Origin of the sequence: Vibrio sp. L85 (genome assembly GCF_963871815.1) — a bacterium.
GTDB classification, from domain to species: domain Bacteria; phylum Pseudomonadota; class Gammaproteobacteria; order Enterobacterales; family Vibrionaceae; genus Vibrio; species Vibrio harveyi.
Window position 1 is genome coordinate 241,956 of the sequence record NZ_CAWMYL010000168.1, and the last position, 21,917, is coordinate 263,872.

Annotated in this window: 16 protein-coding genes; 7 read left to right on the top strand and 9 right to left on the bottom strand. The window is 43.9% G+C overall.

Features of this window, described 5'->3' with window-relative positions; genetic code table 11:
* Positions 1-26 precede the first annotated feature (26 nt).
* Positions 27-998, bottom strand: a complete 972-nt coding sequence (locus AACR11_RS17235; protein ID WP_029790715.1) for an FAD:protein FMN transferase — start codon at positions 996-998, stop codon at positions 27-29.
* Between the two features lie 95 nt (positions 999-1,093).
* A complete protein-coding gene (locus AACR11_RS17240) occupies positions 1,094-4,108 on the bottom strand; it encodes a flavocytochrome c (protein ID WP_029790714.1) in 3,015 nt (1,004 codons plus the stop codon).
* Between the two features lie 416 nt (positions 4,109-4,524).
* On the opposite strand from AACR11_RS17240, the gene AACR11_RS17245 reads away from it, so the two are divergent.
* The 6 genes from AACR11_RS17245 to AACR11_RS17270 all read left to right on the top strand — a co-directional run bounded on the left by AACR11_RS17245 (position 4,525) and on the right by AACR11_RS17270 (position 14,581).
* Positions 4,525-5,577: a response regulator gene (locus AACR11_RS17245; RefSeq protein ID WP_029790713.1), complete on the top strand. Its 1,053-nt coding sequence runs from the start codon at positions 4,525-4,527 to the stop codon at positions 5,575-5,577.
* Positions 5,574-9,131, top strand: coding sequence for an ATP-binding protein (locus AACR11_RS17250; RefSeq protein WP_029790712.1), 3,558 nt, complete (start codon positions 5,574-5,576; stop codon positions 9,129-9,131). The genes AACR11_RS17245 and AACR11_RS17250 overlap by 4 nt, the downstream gene beginning before the upstream one ends.
* A gap of 250 nt (positions 9,132-9,381) precedes the next feature.
* Positions 9,382-10,788 (top strand): ATP-binding protein, encoded by a 1,407-nt coding sequence (locus AACR11_RS17255; RefSeq protein WP_029790711.1) that lies wholly within the window; start codon positions 9,382-9,384, stop codon positions 10,786-10,788.
* A complete protein-coding gene (locus tag AACR11_RS17260; RefSeq protein ID WP_005531518.1) occupies positions 10,766-11,416 on the top strand; it encodes a response regulator transcription factor in 651 nt (216 codons plus the stop codon). Before AACR11_RS17255 ends, AACR11_RS17260 begins: the two co-directional genes overlap by 23 nt.
* On the top strand, positions 11,413-12,237 hold the full coding sequence (locus AACR11_RS17265) for a DUF2861 family protein (RefSeq protein WP_029790710.1): 825 nt from the start codon (positions 11,413-11,415) through the stop codon (positions 12,235-12,237). The genes AACR11_RS17260 and AACR11_RS17265 overlap by 4 nt, the downstream gene beginning before the upstream one ends.
* 73 nt (positions 12,238-12,310) lie before the next feature.
* Positions 12,311-14,581 (top strand): glycoside hydrolase, encoded by a 2,271-nt coding sequence (locus AACR11_RS17270; RefSeq protein WP_029790709.1) that lies wholly within the window; start codon positions 12,311-12,313, stop codon positions 14,579-14,581.
* Between the two features lie 88 nt (positions 14,582-14,669).
* Here the strand turns inward: AACR11_RS17270 and AACR11_RS17275 are convergent, their stop codons facing one another.
* Positions 14,670-15,317, bottom strand: a complete 648-nt coding sequence (locus AACR11_RS17275) for a glutathione S-transferase family protein (protein WP_029790707.1) — start codon at positions 15,315-15,317, stop codon at positions 14,670-14,672.
* Positions 15,318-15,435: 118 nt separating this feature from the next.
* On the opposite strand from AACR11_RS17275, the gene AACR11_RS17280 reads away from it, so the two are divergent.
* Positions 15,436-16,266, top strand: coding sequence for a LysR family transcriptional regulator (locus tag AACR11_RS17280; protein ID WP_029790706.1), 831 nt, complete (start codon positions 15,436-15,438; stop codon positions 16,264-16,266).
* Positions 16,267-16,275: 9 nt separating this feature from the next.
* Here AACR11_RS17280 and AACR11_RS17285 read toward each other — a convergent pair whose 3' ends face one another.
* The 6 genes from AACR11_RS17285 to AACR11_RS17310 form a co-directional block, all read right to left on the bottom strand.
* The gene (locus AACR11_RS17285) at positions 16,276-16,848 is read right to left on the bottom strand and encodes a dioxygenase family protein (RefSeq protein WP_029790705.1); all 573 of its coding nucleotides are present in this window, start codon (positions 16,846-16,848) and stop codon (positions 16,276-16,278) included.
* A 138-nt stretch (positions 16,849-16,986) separates the two neighbouring features.
* Positions 16,987-17,655 carry an arginine ABC transporter permease ArtM gene (gene artM / locus AACR11_RS17290; protein WP_079324938.1) on the bottom strand — a complete coding sequence of 223 codons (669 nt, stop codon included), beginning with the start codon at positions 17,653-17,655 and terminating at the stop codon, positions 16,987-16,989.
* Positions 17,652-18,341, bottom strand: coding sequence for an arginine ABC transporter permease ArtQ (gene artQ, locus AACR11_RS17295; protein WP_005388570.1), 690 nt, complete (start codon positions 18,339-18,341; stop codon positions 17,652-17,654). Before artQ ends, artM begins: the two co-directional genes overlap by 4 nt.
* Position 18,342: 1 nt before the next feature.
* Entirely contained in the window at positions 18,343-19,074 is a 732-nt protein-coding gene (locus AACR11_RS17300; protein ID WP_029790703.1) for an arginine ABC transporter substrate-binding protein, read from the bottom strand.
* 88 nt (positions 19,075-19,162) lie between these two features.
* Entirely contained in the window at positions 19,163-19,891 is a 729-nt protein-coding gene (gene artP / locus AACR11_RS17305; RefSeq protein WP_005450159.1) for an arginine ABC transporter ATP-binding protein ArtP, read from the bottom strand.
* Positions 19,892-20,156: 265 nt separating this feature from the next.
* The coding region (locus AACR11_RS17310; protein WP_079324942.1) for a methyl-accepting chemotaxis protein at positions 20,157-21,917 on the bottom strand (1,761 nt) is incomplete at its 5' end.

Consider the following 21,917-nt stretch of genomic DNA (forward strand, 5'->3'; position numbering starts at 1 on the left):
AGGCAGGTTTGAATCTCTGCCTCATCTTACTCTTCCAGAGCTGACTCTTCGCGCAATAAAATACAGCCTTTATAGTCCATCAGCCCTTGTGTGACGTGCACTTCACCTTGCTTTGAAACAACCACTGCCTCGATACCCTGTTGCTGATTTAGGTACGACATCGCTTCTTCTACGCTTGATAAAAAGCCGGCGGTACTCCAAATTTCACCATCGACAGACAGGTGAGAGATAATCGTCAAACTGGCGATATCGGTTGAGATTGGCATTCCCGTTTTGGCATCCAACAAGTGATGATAACGCTGCCCGTTGGATTCAAAAAATCGCTCATTGATACCCGATGTCACCATCGACATGCCTTCTAAAGGTACGACTCGAACGACGTCACCACGCTCTGATAATGGGTTCTGAATGCCCACATTCCATGCTTTGTTGCTGTTAACTGGCGAATGACCAATGGTCAGTACGTTCCCACCCAAACTGATAAAACCACTTTGTACGCCTGCTTCAACCAGTTTGTTCTTTACCTGATCGGCGAAGTAACCTTTAGCAATCGCGCCCAAGTCTATCTCCATCCCCTTTTGACTTAAGAACACCGAGTGGTCATCTTCATTCAAAATGATCTTGGTCGGATCAACCAAGGATAACTTGTCTGTAATCACGTCATGAGATGGCACTTTGGCATCTTTAAAACCAATTCGCCACGCTTTTACTAAAGGGCCAATAGCAACGTTAAAAGGGTTTCTTGTGTCTTCACTGTGTTGTTTAGCAAGCTTAATCAGGTCAAATAGATCATTCGCTACCACCACAGGCGCAATGCCCGCATTTTGGTTGACGCACATCAGCTCAGAGTCGGATTGATTGACCGTAAATCGCTCTGCATAATCGGCGAGTTGCGCGTAGGCTTCTCTTATCAGTTGCTCACCGTTCGAGTGATACACCACCACATCGATAAAGGTGCCCATCATCTGAAATCTGGCGCTGTATTTATTGGTGCTCATCGATTTCTCCAAACACTAAATACGGAAAAAGAGGGAAGCATCACTCCCCTCTTATTGATTACTTATCTTGCTCTGTTTCGCTCTTGAACGAGTGCTTAAACAAGATCAGATGCACTCTCACCAGCGATGCGACCATAAGTGAAGATATCGATCAGCGCGTTACCACCGAGACGGTTACCCGCGTGGATACCCCCCGTTACTTCGCCTGCTGCGTATAGACCTTGAATAACTTCGCCGTCTTTACCAATCACTCGCGCCTTAGTATCAATCTTCAAGCCGCCCATTGTATGGTGAACTGAAGGCTGACGTGGCGTCGCGTAAAATGGCGCTTTTTCCACTTTCAAACCGAAGGCACTCTTATGAAATTCAGGATCCTGCCCCGCATCCACACAAGCGTTGTATTGTGCGATGGTGTTCGTTAGCTCTTGCGTCGGAACGCCAATTTTCTCTGCCAACTCTTCTAGCGTGTCAGCTTGAATAATGATGCCTTCTTTGATTTCGCGCTCGATGGTTTCATCTGATGTATTTGCTGCGGTTTGACGAATGTTCTCGTCCGCAATCATGTAAATCAGACCACCGTTATCGAAGAACGCCTCAGAAAGCACGTCACGGCTACCACACTCATCAACAAAGCGCTTACCTTGCTTGTTCACGAATACAAAGTTCTCTGGTGGCACAATCAGACCGGTTAGCAGCGCACCTGATTTAGGGTCACCAACTGGCATTAATTGCACAAAGCCCATGCCGACTAATTCTGCGCCCGCTTTCTCACCAATTTCGATGCCGTCACCAACCAATGCTGGTGAGTTTGTGGTCTTGATGTCGTCCGCGATCTCTTTCCAGTATGTGTTGTACTTTTTGATCATCTGAGTGTTTGCGCCGAAACCACCAGAAGCCAACACCACACCATGATTCACGTGAAGAATAAGCTCTGTACCGTCCGCTTGAACCGCTTTGATACCGACCACTTTGCCGTTATCAACCATCAAATCCGTTGCACGTGTGTCAGTAATGATACGACCGTTTTGTTCTTGGATGCGTTTTGATAGTTTGTCGACAAACTCTACGCCTTTTGGACGTTTAGGTTTGTGTGCACGACGCCACAAGGCACCAACTGGGATCTCGACAACGCTACGGTCAAAATCAATGCCCTTTTCACTCAGCCAATCAATAGATTCCATAGAGCGAGACGTTAGGGTTTCAACCAAATCGTATTGACCGTAAATCGATTCACCGTTCAAGTCAGTGCGTTTACCGCCAAGGTAGGTTTGAATGCGGTGTAATTCGACAGAATCAAACAAGTACTGCTTGCCGTTCTCAAGGTCTGTAAAGTAGCCATCCAATTGTGCTTTAAGCACTTTGAAGTCTTCTAAATACTCACCCGCAAACTCGGATTCCGCTGTTTTCGCTAGCAGCATCAAGGTTTCTTTTTCGCCAGGAAGTGCTGGAAAATCACCTTGCCATTTTGGTTCTGCCGCGTTCACCCAACCGCCAGTACGCACCGTGTTACCACCGATTGCAGGGAACTTCTCAAGTAAAATAACTGACTTGCCCTTATCTAGCGCCGTTAACGTTGCACTCAAACCAGCACCACCGCCGCCAACAACCACGATATCCACGGTTTCTTCGATGGTTTTCGATGACCATGCCACCGCTTCTTTGGCTTTGCAGCGCAGCGCTTCTGAGTTACCGCCCGCCAGATCAACCGCATTCGATACGCCGTCCAGTACCGCTTGGCTACTGACTGTTGCGCCTGAAATTACGTCGATGTTCAGTGTTTGACCATCAAGAATTTGTTGAGGAATACGCTCAAATGCTGGGTTTGCGATGCCATCTGATTCTTTTGAAGAGTCCACCACAATGTCGAGGATCTTATCTTCAGAGAACGTTACTGTAACCGGTAAATCACCATTGTGACCGCGACCATACGCCGTGTATTCACCTGAGTTAAATTTGATTGGAACGTTCTGCAACTCTTTGATGCGTTGGTGCTTCAATGCTTCCGCTGCGCTGTCCACAATCATGTAATCCATGATTTCCCAAAGTGGTCTTGGAATTTGCAGCGCTTCTTGTTGCGCGATGTCCGCGAACTCGGCACAGGTTTCATCGTTAAGCGCTTTGTTTGCCCAAGTAGGTTCAACCAAATAACCTTTACCGACACTAACCATGTCGTAACCTTGCTCAAGTGCGTTTTCTGCATCTTTGCGTTGAGCAATGCCACCAACACCAATCACTGGCACTTTCGCCACACTTTCAGATTGAAGCTTACGGTATTTGTCGATTAGCGGCTCTTGATCCTCAGGTGTCACGATCGAGTTACGTAACCAGCTACCCATTGAGAAATGGAAGTAATCCAAGCCGTGAGTCGCAAGCTTATCTAGTAGGAACATGGTGTCATCAAAGCGGATGCCCGGCTGTTCAATCTCTTCAGGAGAGAAGCGGTAACCGATGATGAAATCAGATTTGTTATGTTGCTCAGCCACTTGCTTAGTTTTTGCAAGTACAGCTAACGGGAAGGAAGTACGTCTTTCAATGTTGCCACCCCATTTGTCGTTACGACGGTTTGAGTGTGGCGAGAAGAATTGCTGAATCAGGTATGTGTTTGCGCCGTGAATTTCAACGCCATCGAAGCCAGCAAGAATTGCACGGTTTACTGCATCACCAAAGCGCTCGATCATCTCTTCGATTTGCTCTTTGGTCATCTCAAGTGGTGTTTCAGCGTTGTCACGCAGCGCAGCGACTGGGCTTGCAGAAATCGGTTGGTGTCCGCCATTGAACTCAGGGTTTGCCATACGACCGGCATGGTAGATCTGCAGAATGGCTTTAGAGCCTTTGGCTTTAATCGCATCAGCAAGCTTGGTTAAACCAGCAATTTTGCTGTCGGTATCAATACCAAGCGCACCTGGGAAAGCACGACCGTAATTTTCTACAAACGCACTCTCGACAATGATCGCCCCTGCATCACCAGAACGTGCCGCGTAGTAATTGATCATCTCTTGCGTTACGCCGCCATCAAAGAATGCAGACTGAATCGTCATCGGTGCCATCACGATACGATTATGCAGTTTGACCCCTGATTGAAATACAATTTCATCGACTAACTGAGCCATAAATAGTTTCCTTTAACAGATTAATTCTCATATCAAAGGCACCTCCAGCTCGGTCAGCGCACCACAAGTGTTTTTGATATGAAAACCAACGTCCACATTCGATAACCACAAAAATATTATTGATTTAACCGTATGAGTAAAATGAATACTTTGCATTTTAGCTATGATTGAAGCGCATTAATTAAAGGCTAAGTGGTTTGATTTGAATGATTTAGTCGGGCGAAATAGATGAGGAAATAAAATAATGTTTAGATAGGCATTAAAGCCTTACTTGTTTGACGTTTAGGACGAAACCAACCACTAATTTTGGCATAAAAACAGTTTGTTACGTAGATATCAAAAACAGCAAATTTTCGTATGTAGCCTACGCTTATAAAAACGGTAAAATACTGTTAGTTAACTGCATGAGAGAAAACATGGAAGAATCAAAACCACTCGTGTTGATCATTGACGATACGCCACAGCACATTCAAATAATCTCCAATGTGCTGTCAGACAATTACCAAGTTAAAGCCGCGACCAACGGAAATAAAGGCATAGAAATCGCTTTGCAAGAACCTCGCCCCGAAGTCATACTGCTTGATATTGTCATGCCAGAAGTTAACGGGTTTGAGGTGTGTAAAAAGCTGAAAATAAATCCATTAACGCGCGCTATCCCCATCATATTTCTGACTGCTCAATCGAACCATGAAAACGAACAGTATGGCTTTGATTTAGGGGCTGTTGATTACATCACCAAACCAATTAGCCCAGCTATAGTTAAAGTCCGTGTTCGCGCTCAAATCATGGCTTACAACCAAAGCAGAATGTTGGCACAACAAGTCAAAGAAAAGACCGTATTACTAGAGCAAAATCAACTAGAAATCATTAACTGCTTGGCACGTGCAGGAGAGTTCAAAGATAACGAAACAGGCATGCACGTGATTCGAATGAGTCACTACAGCCGCATTCTCGCTGAAGAATTAGGAGCAGAATCACAATGGTGTGATCTTCTATTTAGCGCTGCGCCCATGCACGATATCGGTAAGATTGGCACTCCTGATGCCATTCTTTTAAAGCCTGGAAAGTTAGATGAACAAGAGTGGCAAGAAATGAAACGTCACGTTGATTATGGATTTGAGATCCTGGGTAAACACGACTCTCCATTACTCAACCTCGCTCGTGAAATTGTACTTTATCATCATGAAAAATGGGATGGTAGCGGTTACCCAAATGGTCTATCAGGTGAAGCAATCCCACTATCTGCTCGTATAGTAGCAATCGCTGATGTGTTTGATGCGTTGACAAGTGAACGTCCATACAAACGAGCATGGTCAATAGACGAGACATGCGACCTACTTCAGAAAGAAGCTGGTCATCATTTTGACCCAAAACTCGTATCTGTATTCATTTCCATTGTGCCGAGACTCCAACAAATTATGGTGCGTTACCGAGACGATCCAACAAAACATAAAGATTTGAGCCAATGACAAACGAAGACGAAAGAAAAGTATCAAAACAAGGTAAACAAATATTATTAGGCTTTGGTTCTGTCATCTTACTTTTCTGTATCGTTGGTGCTTTTGCTGGTTACAGCATCAATAAAACGTTCGGATCTGTCGAACGTTACGGTTTAGCGGGTCAGTTACTTCTCGCCCTAGATAACGCACGCTTACATGAATTGACTTACACACGAGATCGCCAAGCGAAGGACGCAGATACCACCGAAAAGTTTATTGATGAAGCTAAAAAGTTAGCCGCAAGCTTTGAAGATGACACCAATTACCACCACGTTGTTGATGACTCTCTATTGAAATATATCTCCGATTATCAGAGCTTGTTCTCGAGATATCGAGAACTCACAGAAGATCAAGAAAAAAGACTGAATATTATGGAGGGCTACGCATCTCGTCTTGCCAAACAAACCCGAGAACTTCAAAGGGATATGGAGGCTAAACTATTAGGCGATAAAGCAGAAATTCTTAAAAATCGAAAAAAGATTGCAATTATTAGAGAACATGAAGAATCGAGCCGCGAGATATCTCAAACAACACGCTCAATTCACTCTCTTAGTCTTGAATATTTGTTGACTAATAACCAAGACACGTTGGCAGAGGCAATACAGCTTACCGAAATGCTTGAACAACAGACGGAGCATTTAGCAAAAGCACTGCGTGATGAGTACGAATTGGTGTTGATTCAACAATTACGTGTTTCTCAACAAAATTATTCAGAGGCCCTCACGTTTGTCATTGAAAATGCTGATGCCAATGCATCATCAAAAAACTTAAGGCTAACAGCAAGTATTCTACAGAAAAACGTTAGTCAGCTACGAGAAAAAATCCGAACCGCACTTAGACAGGCGTTAGATAGTGTCGCAGACCTTGAGGACGATATGGACTTAGGATTAGAAGTTGGAATCCAAGCCACAAAGCTAAAGCAGCTAATCAATGAAGCACGACAAGCGGATCGTAATTTCATGCTTGCAACTCAGCTGGAAGAAAGAGAGCAATACAAAGGTGCTCTTGTCACTTCTCTTCAGCATGCGACTCAAAGTACCGACGTGATACAAGCTTACCTCAATGGCGATGCAGACCATTCCCTTTTTGATGTCGTTCCTGGTTCTATTAGTGCTTACCAAAAGCACTTCTTAGACGTAGCTGACGTATCTGAAAAGCTAGAGCTCATCGCCGGAAGAATGGTTGATGCAGCAGAGAATGCAGACGACCAGCTAGACCATTTACGTGAGTTACGTTTTGCCGAGGTCACTCAATTTCGCCAGGTTACTCAATATCTTATATATTCAGCTATCGCCTTCGTATTGACAATTTTATTGCTTGCTTATTTTATGAGGCAATCACAACTGGAACTCCAATCTATGGCTTTAAATCTCCAAGAAGCACGTGATGATGCACAGTTTGCGAACCGAGCAAAGTCTGAGTTTCTTGCCAACATGAGCCATGAGATACGTACTCCAATGAACGCCATCATTGGTATTAGTTATCTTGTCTTGGAGTCCGAGTTAAATAAATTGCAACGTAACTACGTTTCAAAAATACATCGTTCAGCCCAATCTTTACTGCACTTACTCAATGACCTTTTGGATTTTTCAAAAGTAGAAGCAGGGAAACTTGAATTAGAGGAGGTGCCTTTCAAGTTGGATCAATTGCTGGATGAAACACTCGATGTGCTCTCAGTTAAAACGATAGAAAAACCAATCGAGCTAATATTGGATGTTGATCAATCTATACCACAAGATTTGATTGGAGACCCTTTCCGTATCAAACAAATCCTTCTCAACCTCGGTTTTAACGCCGTCAAATTCACAAACCAAGGAAACGTACGAATAAAACTGACATTGGAGGAAAAGAGTGAAAACCTTGCTACATTACTAATTCGAGTGGTCGACGATGGTATTGGAATGAGCCCTCAGCAAATGGCTAAGTTGTTTACCTCATTCTCCCAAGCAGACGCCTCTACTACACGAAAATACGGCGGTTCTGGGCTTGGTCTAGCAATAACCAAAACTATTGTTGATCTCATGGGCGGCACGATTGGTGTTGAAAGCGAACTTGACCAAGGTTCAACGTTTATTGTTCGCATCCCTCTGATGTACTCTGTACCTTCGTCAAACCCTTTACTCGATCTTGTTCTCCCGAACTCAGTGTTTGTTGTTGATAATAATAAAGACACTCAACTCGCTGTACTTGACCAGTTCAAACAACTGAACATTAACGTACGAAGCTATTCATCGCTCGAAAGTTTGGAGCAATCCCCCACACACATGCCAGATGTGCTGATGTTAGTTTTAGTTAATGACGAATCTTTGATAGAAAAGCAGATAAAGACGCTGAACGAGATGGATATTTCCACAAGCAAGATCGTATTTGTCACCAATGCGAATACCAGTTCTATTGAACACAAACTCAAAGCACTAAACGTACATTATGATGATCTGATTTTAAGACCGTTCACCACATCGTCATTAGCACATTGCTTGGACGGATTATTTACCGATCTGCTGCCGCATAAGGAAATAAACTCAAGAACATTGAGCACCGAAACGCTTGGCAAAACGATTCTTGTCGTGGAAGACAACGTCATTAACCAAGAGCTTATGTCCGATATTCTTGATAACCTTGGTTGCGAGTCAATTATTGCTAACCACGGACAAGAGGCAATAGATATACTTGGTGAGGAACACGTTGATCTTATATTGATGGATTGCCAAATGCCAATAATGGACGGTTACGAAGCCAGTAAGTTTATCAGACAAAATTTAGATAAAAAGGACGTACCAATCATCGCGCTTACGGCAAATATACTCCCAGTAAACGAAGAGCGAGCACGAGCTGTCGGGATGAACGACGTATTGCACAAACCCATTGATATACCAAAACTTAAGGATGTACTCGTTAATTGGCTTGGAGTAACTCAGCCCACTTTACAAAAAACCGACCGTGGAGAGTATGACGTTGATAATGAGCAACTACCATCAGAACTACGGGAGATCGAAGAGTTAAAGATCAAGCAAGGATTGAAGGTCGTCAATGGAAAAGTACAGCTATATCGCTCTTTGTTGTCTAAATTTGCTAATCAATACGTGGACTATACATTCGCTCTACTACCACAGGGTGATACAAAGAGAGATATTCATACTATCAAAGGGTTAAGTGCTAGTTTGGGTTTAGAGCATATTCGGAATCAATGTGCTCAACTAGAACAGCATGAGCCAACAGACAATGAAAAAAATGACTTAGAAAAAAACTTACACTCCATTTGTAAGCAACTCATCGACGCACTCAAACAACCGATCGAGAACAAGCCATTAAAACCAATCGATACCAAATTCGACAAGTTACTGTTTGAAAAAATAAAAGCTTTGATTGAGGCAAATGACACTGCAGCACTTAACGAGGTATTGATAGTACACTCAGGCTCGCAACTAAGTTTAACGCCAACGAGCCTCAAAACCTTGAGGGAGGCGTTGGAAGCATTTGACTTCGACCTAGCGCTTTCTGTATTGACAGCTTCAGAGAAGTGACTGGACCAACGCCAGCACAATGAAAGCCTCAACAAAAATGTGTTCAAAGGCTAAAAATCAATCACGCATACAGTAATTGCTCACCACTTCATTAGTTTAAACTAAGCAAATATGCCTACGAGGTACGGATATTATCGCCGTTATCTGTACCCCGTATTTTTTTGTCTCGGTACTATTGTTGACAGTAGGGTTACAAAACTCAGTGAAATAGCTCTAGAATTCGAGGGTCTATTTGAAACCAAGGTTTGTCATGTTTGAGCGCGTATCTTTTTTATTGTTTGGCAGTTTACTGTCATGCTTGGCGCATGGAGAAACCTTGCAAAATCGCTGGCAAGAGCTCTACCAAAATACATGGCAAAACACTCCATATGCCCTTACACAGAACGAATTGAGTCGTTATCCACCAGCCTTATTAAAAAGTAGTGCACTCTATCCCGACTTCAAAACGTTTACTTGGCATGATTTACGACTCTTAAACGCCGCCGCGACCCAATGCCAAAGCATAAAGTCAGATAACGCCAAACTTAACCGAGCGATAGAGTTTGAACTGGCACTTTGTAGAGGAAAACAATTAAAGCCGGACTGGTTTAGCTCAAACGATGTCATGCACCCAGCAGGCGGTGGTTATGCAGATCGATACCTCAAAAAATATAATAACATTGAGCCACAATCATTAATGGCAATTGCACCATTCACCACAATTTCCAACCCAATTAACCCCTTACATCGGAAGCTGGGTTCCCTTTCTCCGCAAGGACGAGATGCCCTGCTAAATGGTTATCGAGCATGGTTAGAGGCTGATACCCTATGGCTTGGGAATGAAAGTGGCTTAAAAGCGGTGTCTGCTTCGGTTTGGCAGCCGCTAGCTCAAAAAGCCAATCTGTCTTTACAAGGTGAGAGTTGCGCTTTTACTTACAGTAATTTATGCATCGCAGAAAGAAACACATCGACAATTTCATGGCAGATCGTGCTTACTCTTTTAGGAGGCATTTGCTTAGCTTTTATTGCTCGACTGAGCTTTTTAAAGCATAAACAACGTCGAGAAAAACGTTTTATTTTACAGTTGCTCACTCATGAACTTCGAACCCCTATCACTAGCTTAGGGCTAACTGTAGATATATTTCGCCATCAATTTGATGATATGGACGAGACATTACAAGATACGTTTTGGCGTTTGGTTTCAGATTATCAGCGCCTTTCGCAACTTACTGAGAACAGTAAGACCTATTTGAGCACCTCAACATCAGATAAGTTGTTGTATCAAACCGCATCACTAGAAGAGTGGCTAACCTACTGTTGTGAGAAAAATAATGTGAGATATCAACTCAACCAAGAAAAGCAACTTAGCTTACCTTATTACTGGTTAACCATTTGTCTTGAAAACTTAGTCAAAAACGCTCAACAGCATGGAGCCGGAGCCATCACTGTGCATGTTCAAGTTTCTCAGACACTGACGATAGAAGTGCAAGATGAAGGTCAGTTCCCTTCTTATTGGCAACGGTTATTTCCTTCAAAAGCGGCTCATTCAAACAACATGGGAATTGGTTTAGATATTGTGAAACATTTAATGAAGATGGCGAATGGAAAACTCATCATTCTTCGTAACCCTACTCGTTGTATATTGGAGCTACCTTATGAAGACCATTCTGCTGATTGAAGATGATGAACTACTCGGTCAAGGCTTGGTTGCCTTTTTCACATCTCATCAGTTCAAGTGTTTGTGGGCGACCAATGCCGAACAAGCCAATAAACTCTGGTATAAAGCGGATGTGATAATTTTAGATCGTCAGCTAAATGACGGAGATAGTTTACAACACTTAGCTCAGTGGCTATTGCTGAAAGCGGTACCTGTTATCGTTTTAACGGCAAAAATAGAGGTTGAGCAGCGTATTGAAGGACTAATGGCTGGCGCAAAAGATTACGTTACTAAACCATTTTCTAGCGAGGAGTTACTTGCAAGAGTACTCACTCAATTGCGCCCTCTTGGTTCTAGTTTGTTGACGTACGAGAATATCGAATTGGATTTAGGGCAAAGAGTAGCGCGAGTTAAACAGCAGAACATTGCGCTAAAACCGAAAGAATTCCAGTTACTATTGCTGTTAGTTCAAAACCAAGGGCGAGTTTTTCACCGAGATGAATTGCTGAACAAAATTTGGGGGTATGAAGCCTTTCCCAGCACTCGTACCGTAGACAACCACATATTGCACTTGAGACAAAAACTGCCAAGCTTGAACATTGAAACGCATCGCGGTGTAGGTTATCGACTCCGTGAGGAACAAAAATGACACGAGTATGCAAAAGGCTCCTATTCGCTTTAGCCGGTGCGGGGACGGTTTTGTCGACTTATGCTCACGCAAACCTATTTACAGCCTCTCCGCTGGAACATACTTATCAAGCCACGTTGACTCATCAGCCTCAGTTGGCTTGGCAAGAGCTTTTTCTCGCTCTACGTCAGAATGAAATCAGTAGCAAATACTGGGTTCCTATCAAGAATGAACTCCTATCCCAAACCGCTTGTGGAACGGAGCTGAGTTCAGGGAAGAAATTGACGTCACAACTCACGCTTGGTGTGATTAGGCGATTTGGGCTCACCTCTCAAGGTTATCAAATCCGCCTTTCTGTTGAGCAATACACGAAAAATCAATCCGTTACACTCACATCGCCAAATGGTGTTGCATTACTTAAAGGTAACTTGATTGCCAACCCACAGTATCAAGAAATCGAGAGCATTGACCTGCTGCAAAAACCAGTCTCGGGAATTTACACCTTATCTCTTGGAAACCAGAAAATCGATTTACTGATTGCAATTCCGGAAAGTGCACCATGGTTATCTCTGGAAAATAAAGAAGGGCACAGAATAGTCGAAACAACTTTGCCAAGTAGCGTCTCATCTTGCCCAAAAGCCATGGCAACGTGGCAATGGTTTGATAAGAACTACAATTTGCTAGGCAGTACGATCCCATTTACCCATTCTCTTGAAGGCATTCCTAAACAACCGTTCACCGAGGACAAAGCAAAACACTTGACTGCAAGTGTTGAATTAGTTGAGTTTCAAAATGGCGTGCAAATTGAGTATATTCAGCGATTAGCCATCCCCTATCGATAAATAGAGACATATAGGTGACAAGCGCAATAACACACTTCGATTAAATGACGTTATCGTTAACTGGAGTTTAATTATGTCACCCAAAAAAGTTTTACTGTTTCTTTTTCTTAGTAGTATTAGTCTTATCGCAATCAGACCAAGTTTTGCCCGACCTATACACCTTCACGATCAAAACAACCAAATCTATATTGCACCGCAAACACTGGAAATTCGTTGGAATACATTATCCATAAACGAAGCCTCATTAACCGTCGACAAACAGAAGCAACAAAGTTATGAGATTCTTAAAATGGCAAAGAATCTTGTTTCTTGGAAGCTTATTCCTAGCCAAATAGAAGTCACAGCAAGATTATCAGACTCTAGGCTCGACCTTTCCTTTAACTCTGGATCAAACACGACCGTTTCTCGCCAAAAACCAATGTCTCTGAATTGGTTTGATCTCAATGAAAATCGAAGCCAAACGCTTCTATTACCCCTTAGCGAGGGAATGCGAATTCCTATCTCTAACGCGCAATGGGCTGCGTTCCTCGAAGATAACTATTCGGGTTCAAACACGACACAAGATCTCAAAATGCCATTTTGGACAGTCGAACAAAACGGCAAGTACATCAACTATCTCATTACAACACCAACCAATAACCTGCTCAACTTCGAACGCGTCAATGGACGAATTAACATGTCTGCGAGCCATCAATTTACGCAACTTAATAAAGATGAACCCTTTAAGTTGCAAGTATCGATTGATGACACGCAGTTGAGCGGAGCAAAAGCATATCGTCTATGGCGCCAACATGAAGGATTCAGAGATCCTCTCAGTGCAAAAGCAAAACGCAATGCCAATGTAAAGAAACTGGTTGGAGCAAGCCACGTGTATTTGTTTGGTAAAGGTCCGCTTAGCATTAGTGATGTAAAAGACTGGTGGGGTCTGAAGAGTTGGTATTTGACACAATCCAATTTGACAGTACCAAGCTCCGCAAAACAAGAGCTAGACGCACTAAAAAAACAGCAAAAATGGTTTAGCCAGTATCACAAGCAACTGCTGCTCGATTCAATTATTGGCTCATTAACGACAAAGTTCCCTGTCTCTTATCCAACCTTAGACAACAATACTATCCAAGATCAGTACCGCTCGGCTCAATCTATTAAGACCTACTTAGCGATGCATGCTGGTCACTATTTGAATGGCACAAATACTTGGGGACAAGCGCTTTCATCTGGCATGCTCGATAACTTTCACAAAGCGGGATTAGATCACCTTTGGCTTGGTTTTGATAATTGGATGCCAAGCTTCTATAACCCACAACTTATAGATACCGCGAAACAACAAGGCTATTTAGTTGGCGTATACGATTCTTATAACACTGCGATTCACAAAGGCAGTAACGACGGTTGGTTAACGGCAAACTTGCCTGAAGAAATGCGCCTAGGGTGCGCAATTGAACTCGCTAGCGGAAAAAAGAAATCTGGCTTTCGAGGGAATGGATATTATCTCAACCCGAACTGTCAATTGGACTATGTAAAGCGTCGGATGTTAGATATTGTTAAATATGGTCACTTTAATAGTCTTTTCTTGGATGTCGATGCGACCGCAATGGCAAGAGAGGATTACCGCGACAACAGTGGCGAAAGTGACATGCTAGACGCGTTTAATCAAAGATTAGGTTGGTTGGCAAAACAAAGCGACCTTGTTTTGGGCTCTGAGGACGGCAACGGGTTAACCACCAAAGGCATTGCATTTGCTCACGGTCTAGAAACGGTTGGCTTTGGTTGGGTTGACGCCGACATGACGAAACATCGCCAATCTGAGCATTACCTCGGTCGTTGGTACCCAGACCAAAAACCAGAGTACTTCTTTAAATCTGCAAAAGTAAAAGAGCCCTATCGTTCACTACTCTTTGCACCTCAATATCGTGTTCCCCTTTATCAAACGGTATTTCATGATGAAGTGATTAACTCTCATCATTGGCATACTGACAGTCTAAAATTCAGCAATGTAAAAATGGAACGCGATCTAACTGCGATGTTGTACAACACCCCAGCGATGGTACATCTCACTCGAGATGAAGCTCTGACAGGTCAAAGCAAACGAATACAAGCGCTAAAGCACTATCAGGATGGCTTCGCTCCTATTCATCAACAGTTGTGGAACCAAGCGTTAGTGGATTTTTCTTGGTTAGATTCTGAGGGTAAGGTCCAGCAGACAACCTTTGAGAATGGCAGCCAAATCATAGCTAACTTCTCATCTTCTCCTTATGACAACAATAATATCGCCGTACAAGCAGGTTGCATTTATGCACAACTAAGTAATGGGCAAAAGATAAATTGGTGCAGTCAGGCGCAATAATCCAAAGGGAACAATCTAATTTCTACTGACACTTTCTCTACAGTGGTTACTTAGACGTAGACTAAGCAACCACCGTAGAGGGGTGACTTTAAACCTCTACCCCTGCTTCATCTTCTTCTACGATATCCGTTTCTTGACTCGCCTCTTCCAACCATTGCTGTAAAGATTCACTTGCTAGCACCTTCTGTTGGTAAGCTTTGGCACCTTCCGATAACTCGATGCCATAAGTTTGGAAACGCAATGCCACAGGTGCATACATAGCATCTGCAATCGACCATTCTCCAAATAACCGGCTGTTCGGATGCAGCTTGGCTTGTTCTGCCCAAATAGCGTCAATGCGAGCAATATCTTTACGTGCACCTTCAGTTAAATCGACTTTTCTGCGCGCGCGGATATTCATTGGGAGTTCGTTTCTTAAATCAAAGAAACCCGAATGCATTTCTGAAGCGATGGCGCGTGCTTTAGCTCTTTCTGCAGAGTTGCTTGGCCATGCTCTACTTTGCAAGTATTGCTCGTTTACGTATTCCAAAATCGCTAATGAATCCCACACTGTTGCATCGCCATCCATCAAGACCGGTACTTTCGCCGTTGGTGTAATATCTTCCAAGGTCTTATAAAAATCTTCCGTGAATAACTTGAGCTTGGTGACTTCCACATCCAATTTGAATTGAGAAAAGATCAGCCATGCGCGCAGTGACCAGCTTGAGTAGTTTTGGTTAGCAATAAACAGTTTCATGACGCCTCCATGCGGTTCGTGTTTTGATTACCCATTCACAATATCTGATTGTATTTAAGGGGACTAACGGATAGTTTTGATGGAACACTTCAACAAAAACGATGGATGAGTTTTAGATATGGATATCGATGCGTTGCGCAGCTTTCTTGCTTTTGTAGAAACGGGCAGTTTCACTCGTGCAGCCAAGCAGATCAATCGCACCCAATCAGCGTTTAGTGCACAAATGCGTAAGCTGGAAGACGAGCTCAGTGTCAGCTTATTTGAAAAAGAAGGTCGCAATCTTGTCTTAAGTGAAGCGGGATTGGCACTACGCTCTCATGCAGAGCAACTAGTCAGCTTACACAATCAAGCGCTGAAACAGGTGAAACGCTATGAAAATAAGCGTCCTCTTCGCTTAGGTTGCCCAGAAGATTACAACGACAATATCCTGCCTAAAGTCATTCGTGTATTACAACAATCTGAACCCACGTGTTCGATTCAAGTCTTCAGTGAGCCCAGCATCACCTTGAGAGAAAAGCTGGATGAAGGAAAGCTAGACGCCGCTATTGTGACTAGAGCACCGGACAGTGAAGAAGGTTATTGGCTAGCAAGCGACAAAGGCGTGTGGATTGCTCACCCTGATTTTAACATCGAGACCGCCCAACCTCTCCCTCTTGCCCTTTTCCAAACCGACTGCAAATACCATGCGGCAGCGGTAGACGGATTAACCAAACGTGGTATCCCTTATCAACTACTGGCGTGTTGCAATACAGCATCGGCACAAAGAGCGATTGTACGTTCAGGCATGGCTATCGGCGCTATGGGCAGTATTAGCGTTAGCGATGATCTCGAGATCTTAAACGATATGCCATCGCTGCCTTCCGTGGATATTGTGCTGGTCACGGGTGTCGAGCCTCATCCAATACTGGATAAAGAATGCTTGGCGCAATTGGTGGAGTTAATGGCTTAGCCGGATTAGCTAGCCAATCACAAAGTTAAATTCGCCCGTTAACCGCCCGTCGATTCGTATAGTTTCAAACTGTAGATAATCACGGGCTTTGCCTCCCCACCATTCATCGCCAGTATTGCCTTTCAAGTACAACTGAGTGGTCAGAAGTTCTTGATTATCTCGCCACAACTTAACGTGAATGTGCGGTGGGCGAGAAGCATAAGGTACAGGGTATAAGGTCTGAAACAAGTAGCGACCATCCGATTGAGTTTCGACTGCGCCAAAGCCAGCAAAGTGAGCATCAAACTTATCGTTATTTGATTGCTTAGGATGATCGTAAATCCCCTGCCCATCGCATTGCCAGATTTCTACTTTGATGCCTGAGACAGGGTTTCCCGATGTATCTACTACTCTGCCTTGCAACACGATAGGTTCACCGACCAAGCCTTCTGATTGCAGAATCAAGTTTTGACGAAGAGGAATATCCACTACTGGATAAAATGGCCCCTCTGTTTGTGCTGGCGTCGGCCGCATTGGCGTTTTCGCTTTTAAAGAGGGGGCGAACAACAATGTCCACAGTGCTAAAAAGTGTCTTCTTTCCATGATGCCACCAATCCAATTGGGTTGAATTAAGTTTGGTGGAACTTGAAGAGTTTGCCATGACGAATATAAAAAATGCTCCTGCAAGAGGGCCATTCGCAGAGGCACTGTGGAACTAAATGATGAGTGTTGATTGAAGGATTATGCGGCTTCGAACGCCAATGCTCTCTTCTCTACCCGACGGAAAATGAGAGTTAGCACACCATTTACCGTTAAATAAAATGCGCCTGCAATACCAAATACCGTCAACGTATCGTAGGTTTGTGCGTTAATGCGCTGCGCATAACCCATCAGATCCATGATCGTAATCGTGCTTGCTAGTGACGTGCCTTTGAAGACCAAAATCACTTCGTTCGAGTAAGCCGGAACAGCACGGCGAATAGCGTATGGCAGAAGCACTTTCAGTGTTGCGGTTTTGTTCATGCCTAATGCACGACACGCTTGCCATTGACCGGAAGGAATCGCGTTAAACGCTCCTTTGAACAACTGAGTGCTGTAAGCAGCGGTATTGAGTGCTAGTGCTAGCATCGCACAGAACCAAGGTTGGCTTAACCATGTCCAGAATACGCTTTCTCTTACGACATCAAACTGACCTGGACCGTAATACACCAAGAAGATCTGCACCAACAAAGGTGTACCAGTAAACAAGGTGATGATGCCACGACTTAACCAATGCAAACCCGGAGTACGTAAGATCAGAGTCAGCGTCATCATCAAAGCTAAGAGACAGCCCACCACCAAAGAAGCGGCAGTCAATTGAAGGCTAGTGCCTAAGCCATCCAGCATTTGCCAAACGTGTTGTTCGTTCATGCGGTAGCCTCCTGTCCCATACTCATGCCTTGAATTGAGAACTTCTTATCAATCAGTTTTACGGCACGTTGCGTAATCAAAGTAATGCCTAAGTAAATCGCCGCAGCAGTTGCGTACCATGTAAACGCTTCATGCGTCGCTGCAGATGTTAGCTGCGCTTGCTTCAATAAATCCGTTACGCCAATCAGTGATACAAGCGCGGTATCTTTCAGCAAAACCAACCATTGGTTAGTTAAACCTGGTAGCGCGTGTCTTACCGCTTGTGGCAAAACAATGCGAACAAAAGCGTGTGCTTGACTGATGCCGAGTGCACTTGCTGCCTCTCTTTGCCCTCTTCCAACGGCTTTCAATGCGCCACGTAGAGTTTGAGAAGCATAAGAGGCGAAGATCAATGACAACGCCACCACGCCAGACAAGAACGGGCTAACTTCAATAAAGTCGCCGGTGATTAAAAACAGAACCTGCGTCGAACCAAAATAGATGAACAACACGACAAGGATTTCTGGCAAGCCACGTACAATCGTCACAAACGCCGTCATTGGCCATTTAACGAAAACACGGCGAGACATTTCACCACTGGCGAATACCACTGCCAGAATCAAACCGACTAAAAGGCTTGTGAAGGCTAGCTGGACAGTCATCCAACTAGCTTGAACAAGCGATAAAGAGTAACCCGTTAGTGCCATATTACTTACCGAAGTACTTGTTGTAGATTACGTCGTATTCGCCGTTCGCTTTCACTGTTTTCAGTGCTGTGTTCAGCTTGTTCACTAGCTCGTCGTTACCTTTGTTTACTGCGATACCGAAACCGTTACCGAAGTATTTAGGGTTAGTGACGTGCTCACCCACGTAAGCTAGGTTGTCTTCTTTCTTGAACCATTCTGCTACGACTGCTGTGTCACCAAATACAGAATCAATACGACCATTTTTCATATCGATGAACGCGTCTTGGTAGCTTGAGTAAGGAACCGCGGTTACGCCCGGCATTTGCTCAATCAGGTAGCTTTGGTGTGTTGAACCGTTTTGAACACCAACACGCTTACCTTCTAGTGCTTTTTGATCAGCCACTTTTTCTTTGATAGAAACAAACGCTGCTGAGTTGTCGTAGTAAGGGTCAGAAAAGTTTACTTGTTCCAAACGTGCATCAGTAATATCCATTGCAGAGATAGCCGCATCATAACGCTTGAATTTTAATGCAGGGATCAGGCTGTCAAAAGACTGGTTGTGGAAGGTACATTTTGCTTCCATTTCTTTACATAGTGCGTTCGCCAGATCCACATCAAAACCTTGGATTTGGTTGTTTTCATCCATGTATTCGAACGGTGCGTAAGTCGCTTCCATCGCAAATTTGATCTCTTCTTGTGCTGCTGCGTTCGCTGAGAAAAGGCCGATTAGTGAAGCTAGTAGAATCTTTTTCATTGCAATACTCCGTGTGTACTTAGTGGGCTGACACTCGCAATGACAGCCGAGCTTATCTGTTAAATAGACTGAACTTTAAAAACGTAATTTAGTGATTTAGGTAATCGGCAAACTGAGTGGTTTGCGGATTAACAAATGCGTCATGCGTGCCGTGCTCTACGATGTGCCCTTTTTCTAGGTATAGAACATGGCTAGCGATTTTCTTGGCGAAATCTACCTCATGGGTCACAACAACTTGTGTAATTCCCGTTTCGCTTAAATCATTAATGATCTTGACCACTTGATTCGTAATTTCAGGGTCAAGCGCTGCGGTAGGCTCATCAAAAAGTAAGACTTCTGGTTTCATCATCAGCGCACGGGCTATCGCCACACGTTGTTGCTGACCACCAGAAAGTTGCATCGGCCATGCATCCGCTTTGTCTGCCAAATGCAGCGTTGCGAGAATTTGCATTGCCTGCTTCTTCGCTTCTTCTTTATCCATGCCAGAGACTTTGACCGGAGCCTCAATCAGGTTCTCCATCACTGTCATGTGTGGCCATAGATTGTACTGTTGGAAAACCATGCCCACTTTACGACGAAGCGCTAAACCTTGTTTCTCTTTGATTTCAGTTGAAAAGTCGAATGCGTCATCAGCGATGTTTAATTGCCCGTTATCCGCGCCTTCAAGAAGGTTAAGAACACGTAGTAGAGAGCTCTTCCCTGCACCACTTGGACCGAGTAACACCAGCGTTTCACCGCTTTCACAATTAAAACTGACATCGTGTAAAACTTGGGTATCGCCGTAAGATTTATTGATACTTTTAACTTGAATACTCATGCTGCCATACTGCATTAATTGTCACCTGGGAGTTATACTAGCAAGAAAGAGATTTTATGCAATAAAAATGTATAAAAATTTAGATTGTTAATTTTTTGTATAATAAACAACCAACATAGCAGAGTATATGACTGGTGCAATGAGTTTAGGTTTTAACGAGATTTGTTGAAAAACCTAATGGAAAGGAAGTCAATGAAAGGCAATAAAAAGAGAGGCATGCGCCTCTCTTTCGTTGGTGTTAAGTCTTAAACTTGAACGATATAACTTAGTTCAACTTAAACATGCTGACACTATCACGAAGCTTATTCGACATCGCAATCAAGGCTTCTGATGTATCCACATTGTCTTGAACATCTACCGTCGTATCACGTGCAAGATCATTCACGTTAATCACGCTTTCGTTGATCTCATGCGCCACCTGAGATTGCTCTTCAGCCGCAGTGGCAATTTGGTGGTTCATATCTTGGATTCGCTGGATTTCATGGCGAATCTGGTCTAGAGATAACGTCGCCTCTTCTGCCTTATCAAGCGTGCGTTTTGCACTGTCCGAGTTATCTTGCATCAGCAATACCGACTTGTTCGCTTGCTCTTGCAGAACTTCAATCATCGATTGGATCTCATTGGTGCTTTGTTGCGTTTTCGTCGCAAGAGAGCGAACTTCATCCGCTACTACAGCAAAACCGCGACCATGCTCACCAGCACGTGCAGCTTCAATAGCAGCATTCAGTGCAAGCAGGTTCGTTTGATCAGCAATGCCACGAATCACATCCAGAATACCACCGACATTTTCCGTTTCTGTATGAACGTTACATATCACCTGTTGGACCTGGTTGATGTCGTTTACAAGCGTCGTAATATCAGAGTTCATTTGAGCAACAACCGTCAAACCTTGCTCTGAGCTGTTATTTGCATCGCTTGATGAGCTTGATGCCTCAACCGCACTCTGGGCAACCTCGGCCACCGTTGCTGTCATCTCGTTCATTGCGGTTGCAACTTGCTCAAGTTGCATCATTTGAGATTTAGATGAGCCATCCACTTTGATAGATGAACGCTCCAGCTTGCTCGACGCTTCAATAAGCTCTTCCGAAGACAAATTGATGTCGGTGATCATAGTCTTCAACTTATCTGCCATTAACAGTGTTGAACGATACACACCAATGTCACTGCCTTTTGCAGCTGGAATATCAGTCAGATCACCATTCGCAATCTTGTCGACTAGACGTTCAATCTCTTTCGGCTCACCACCAATTGGGTTGTACAACAACTTTTGAATTAACAATGACGCACCTAGCGTGCCAATAATAATGAACACAAGACCAGAAACTAAGTTGGTGATCACTGCTTCACGAGACGTAGCTTTAATGTCTTCCCAGCTCGCGAAAGCCCAAACGGTCCAACCAAGCGCTTTCGAACGTTCAGATACAACGTAAAACTCACCACGGTCTGGAACCGTGTAAGAGTGTGAGCTAGATGCATCACTCGCATACTGCTTGTATGAAGGTCGTAACTCAAACAAATCTTCGCCGACAAGCTGCTCTTCATACGCCGCCATCAAGTAACCATCTTCACGGGCAACAAAAACATTGCTGTCTTCCGCCAACCCATTAATGAAGCGAGTCAAATCGTTCATCAGCAGACTCAAACCAACAATCGCCACGACCTCACCGTTTCGTTTTACCGGAATAACGAGAGAAATAGACATCTGTCCCGTGCTCGCTTTAAACGGCTTAGTGACAACTTGGTCCTGCCCAGACATCGCCTTTACATACCACTCCCTTTGCAGCTTTTTAGCATTAAAAGTTGGATGCAGACCTTTTGAATCTGAATCGTAAAGAGTTCCGTCAGGAAGCGCGATAAAGTAGTTGGAAACCCCTAGGCTCTTTGTACCTTGAACCAACATCTCCACCATACGGTTATCAATAGATGCAGTTTGGTTGTTGACTACAATGGCAGACGCTGTCGCTTCTAAGCTCGTAAAGAGAAGTGGCCCCCAAATTTCGGACATGACTTTAAGTGATTGATCTGT